Source organism: Actinomycetota bacterium (assembly GCA_036280995.1).
In the GTDB taxonomy this organism is placed as follows: domain Bacteria; phylum Actinomycetota; class CALGFH01; order CALGFH01; family CALGFH01; genus CALGFH01.
Window position 1 is genome coordinate 1 of record DASUPQ010000406.1, and the last position, 4,082, is coordinate 4,082.

5 protein-coding genes are annotated in these 4,082 nt (G+C 71.6%); 2 read left to right on the forward strand and 3 right to left on the reverse strand.

The genetic code is table 11. From position 1 onward, the window contains the following. Positions 1 to 1,329, reverse strand: a 1,329-nt coding sequence (locus tag VF468_13435; GenBank protein ID HEX5879297.1) for a protein kinase, incomplete at its 3' end; no start/stop codon positions are given. Positions 1,330 to 1,555: 226 nt separating this feature from the next. Further along, positions 1,556 to 2,053, reverse strand: coding sequence for an SRPBCC family protein (locus VF468_13440; protein ID HEX5879298.1), 498 nt, complete (start codon positions 2,051 to 2,053; stop codon positions 1,556 to 1,558). 76 nt (positions 2,054 to 2,129) lie between these two features. On the opposite strand from VF468_13440, the gene sigJ reads away from it, so the two are divergent. Next, positions 2,130 to 3,014: an RNA polymerase sigma factor SigJ gene (gene sigJ, locus VF468_13445; protein HEX5879299.1), complete on the forward strand. Its 885-nt coding sequence runs from the start codon at positions 2,130 to 2,132 to the stop codon at positions 3,012 to 3,014. Between the two features lie 14 nt (positions 3,015 to 3,028). Here sigJ and VF468_13450 read toward each other — a convergent pair whose 3' ends face one another. Continuing rightward, a complete protein-coding gene (locus VF468_13450) occupies positions 3,029 to 3,457 on the reverse strand; it encodes an SRPBCC family protein (protein HEX5879300.1) in 429 nt (142 codons plus the stop codon). Between the two features lie 260 nt (positions 3,458 to 3,717). Between VF468_13450 and VF468_13455 the strand changes: the two genes are divergently transcribed. Beyond that, on the forward strand, positions 3,718 to 4,082 hold a 365-nt coding region (locus tag VF468_13455), incomplete at its 3' end, for an MFS transporter (protein HEX5879301.1).

Here is a 4,082-nt window from a genome sequence, read left to right on the forward strand (position 1 = left end):
GGTGGCAGGCTCCTTGGTGGTCGATGGAGCGGGCTCGGTCGTGCCTGGTGCTCCGGCGCCGCCCCTGGCCGTGGCCCGGGTCGCCTGATCCTCGCCCGAGGCCACCCCCGGGCTTCGGCTGGTGATGGCCGGGGCCGCCCGTTCCCGGGTCGGGTCGGGCTGGAAGGTCCCTGTCAGCCAGGCGGTCAGCATCCCGCCCACAAGCAGCAGGGCAGCCACGCCGGGCAGCCGCCGCCGCGCCCAATGGGGCACGGGTGGGGCCGGCGGAAGGATCGGGCGGGGTGACCGCTGGCCCGGTGCCGGTCCCGCCGGAGGCTCCGTAGCCGGCGCCTGGTCCTGCTCGACTGCTGGGACCTCCTCGGAACGCTGTGGGAGGCCAGCGCCCGCCGTGACGGAGGAGGAGGCCGACGTCCTCGGGGCCTCGGAGGTGGACGGAGGCGACGCGAGGAGGCGGCTGGGACCCGGTCTTCGGGTCGGGAGGATCTGGCTGGGTGGAGTTGAAGGTGTCACGACCAGGAGCCAGGCCAGCCAGGCCCGGACCTTCGGACCGGACGGGCGGGCCTGCGGGTCCTTGGCCAACAACGCGGCCAGCAGCGGGGCCAGCGGGCCGGCCCGGCGCATCGGCTGCGGCGCCTCGTTGACCACCGCGGCCAGGGCCGCCATCGAAGAGCCCTTGTCGAACGGCGGCTCGCCCTCGACCGCGAAGTACAGCGTCGCCCCCAGCGCCCAGAAGTCTGCCGGCGGCCCGGTCGCCTCACCCTTGGCCTGTTCGGGGGCCATGTAGGCGGGTGAGCCGATGACCAGTCCGGTCGTGGTCAGCCGCGGGTCGTCCGCTAGCGAGGCGACACCGAAGTCGGCCAGCTTGGCATTCCCTGAGGGGGGCACCAGCACGTTGGCGGGTTTGACGTCGCGATGGATGATGCCGGCGTGATGCGCCGCCTCCAGCGCGCCGGCGAGCTGGGCGCCGATCTCCGCCACTCGCTCGGGCGCGAGCGGACCCTCGACCCGGACCAGTTCGGCCAGGGTGGGTGCTTCCACCAGCTCCATAACGAGGAAGACGCTGCCCTGAGAGGTCACCGCGTCGTAGAGGGTCACCACCCCCGGGTGGTTGAGCCGGGCCGCTGCCCGCGCTTCCCGGGTCACCCGCGCTTGGGCCGCGGCCCGCTCCGCAGCCGACAGGCTCGCCGGGAACACCACCTCCTTGACCGCGACCTCGCGCCCCAGCACCACATCGTGGGCACGCCACACCACCCCCATCCCGCCTCGCCCCAGCGGGGTCTTGAGCGCATAGCGGTTGACGAGGACGCGATCCGCGGCGGTTCCAGCCATCTCGTCCCGCCTACCCACCGGGACAGGCAGGAACCCGGCAGTCACGCCGAATCCCTCACTCGCCGAGGGCATGGACGGCGCCTAGATCAGCACGACCCGGGCTGTGGCGGCGCCAGCCGGTGCGCGACCCGAGACCGCCGGCACCGCCAGCCTGCTGCGGGTCATCTCCCTGGCCCTCCACCGCTGACGCCGCGTCACCCAATAGCACCCTGGTCAGCCTGACTGCCTACACGGCCCTCCCGTTCGCCGGAGGCATCGCTCCTGTCCGGCCGGCTGCGCGCCAGTCGCCACGTTCCAGCCGTTCCTTCAGGTGCTGGTAGCTCTTGGGCGCTCCCCTCAACGCCAGCTGGCGGACGACGTCCGGCACCAGCTTGCCGATCCCCTTTCCCTGGAAGTCGAGCGTGAACGTGACCCGGGACCAGCTGCCCTCCTCCAGCGGCTCGACGGTGATGCTCGCGCTGGGCCTGAGCGGTCCATCGACACCGCGAGCGGCCCAGCTGCTGGGCGGATCGAGCGCTGTGATCTCCTGCGTGTAGCTGAATTCGACGCGGGCGACCCGGCGGATCGTGGTGAACCTCGAGCCCACGCCGGGCGGACGGCCTCCCTGGATGCGCACGCCCACGACGTCGTCCTGCCACTCGGCGAACCGCGAAGGATCAGTGGCATACCCGAAGACCTCCGCCGGCGGGCAGGCAATGTCGATGTGGGACACGATAGGCGGCATGGCGTCCCCTCCTTGTCACCTCGGCTCGTGTTGACCCGTCACTGTGATGACGGACCGCGACGAGGAAATGTGACCGATGGATGAGGGCGACTGGCTGGTCGAGCGCTTCCAGACCCACCGCGCCCGCCTGCGCGCGGTGGCCTACCGGATGCTCGGCTCGCTCAGCGAGGCCGACGACGCCGTCCAGGAAGCCTGGCTTCGCCTCAGCCGTGCCGGCACCGGCGGGGTGGACGACCTGGGCCGGTGGCTGACCACGGTGGTCGCGCGGGTGTGCCTGGACATGCTGCGCTCGCGCGCCGCCCGTCGGGAGGAGCCTCTGGGGGTGCATCTGCCCGACCCGATCATCGGCCCCGCCGACGCGCCCGACCCCGAGCAGGAGGCGCTGCTTGGCGATGCGGTCGGGCTGGCGCTGCTGGTGGTCCTTGAGGAGCTGGCACCGGCCGAGCGGCTGGCGTTGGTGTTGCACGACACCTTCGCGGTGCCCTTTGAGGAGATCGCCGCCATCCTCGGGCGTTCCCCGGCCGCCGCCCGCCAGCTGGCCAGCCGCGCCCGCCGCCGGGTCCGGGCCTCGACCGCCCTGCCCGATGCCGATCTCGCCCGCCAGCGCAGGGTGGTCGATGCCTTCCTTGCCGCAGCCCGCAACGGTGACCTGGATGCGCTCGTTGCCGTGCTGGACCCAGACGTTGTCGTCCGCGCCGACTGGGGCACGGTGCCCGCAGGCGCCTCCAGGACCCTCCGGGGGGCGCGGGCCGTGGCCAAGCAGGCCCTGGCCTTCTCACAACGTGCCCGGTCGGTGCGGCCCGCGCTGGTGAACGGCACCGCAGGCGTGGTCGCGGACACGGGCGGGCGACTGCTTGCGGTGATGGGGTTCACGGTCAGACGCGGGAAGATCGTGGAGATCGACATCCTCGCCGACCCCGCCCGCCTACGCCGGTTCGACCTACCAGTCCCGCACACCTGACGCCGGTCCGGCCATCAGCGGCGAAACCACTCCTGCAGTCTCGGGATCGCCTTGTCGAGATTGCGACCGTACACTCGGGCGAAGACAGGTCGAATGAGCGGCGCCAGGGGCCCATGGAGCTCGACCAACCATTCCAGCCGTGTCGCTGCCGGGCCCGACGACTCGAACCGATGGTCGTAGTAGATGCGGACCCCAGGCAGCCCGCCGACCCACTCCCAACGGGCTGGCGGCTCCCAGACCGACATGCGGAAGGTGTTGCGCCCCAGCCGCCTGATCTGCAAGGCACCGCTTGATGTGGGACCGAGCTCGCCCGGCGGCGATACCGTCACCGAGGTGATATGGGGCGCCCACTCCGGCCATCGCTCCACCTCGGCCAGCCGGTGCCACGCCTCCTCGAGCGGCGCATCGACCTCGAAGACCCGCTTGACGGTTACGCTGGTCATGCACTCGACTCCTCCCCTGGCAACCTTCGACCGTCGGGGGCGGGGCGTCACGTTCGAGGCACCAGCCGATCGACGACATCGCCGAAGGTAGCCCTGCACGGTATGCCTGGCCAGGCAGGCACATCCTCGAGCGTGAGGATGGGGTGGACTGCCTCGGCGACACTGCCGGAGACCCCTGGCCGACGCCACCATCGTCCGAAGCCGGCTGCAGGCCTGTAACGGCCTGGCCGGTGTCGGACCGGGACGCCAGAATGGCCGCCATGACTGGGCAGGCAAGGGGCCGGCGGAGCTGGCTGTTGTCGGGTGACTTCGGCCGATTCTGGCTGGGCCAGACCATCTCCAACCTCGGCAGCTCCTTCACCTTCTTCGCCCTGCCCCTGCTGGTGTTCAAGCTGACCGGCTCGCCCATCAACCTGGGCATCACCACCGCGGCCGAGTTCGTCCCCTATCTGCTGTTCGGCCTGGTCATCGGGGCCTGGGTGGACCGGGTGGACCGCAAGCGCCTGATGATCGCCACCGACCTGGCCCGGGCGGCGGTCATCGCCACCATCCCGCTGCTGGCCGCCGCCGATGCCCTGTCGGTCGGCTGGGTGTATGCCGTTGCCTTCGCCAGCGCCACCCTGAC

Bases quoted from the DNA above. Each gene is read 5' to 3' on its own strand.
- VF468_13450 (HEX5879300.1), bottom strand. From the start codon at position 3,457: ATGACCAGCGTAACCGTCAAGCGGGTCTTCGAGGTCGATGCGCCGCTC.
- VF468_13440 (HEX5879298.1), bottom strand. From the start codon at position 2,053: ATGCCGCCTATCGTGTCCCACATCGACATTGCCTGCCCGCCGGCGGAG.
- sigJ (HEX5879299.1), top strand. From the start codon at position 2,130: ATGGATGAGGGCGACTGGCTGGTCGAGCGCTTCCAGACCCACCGCGCC.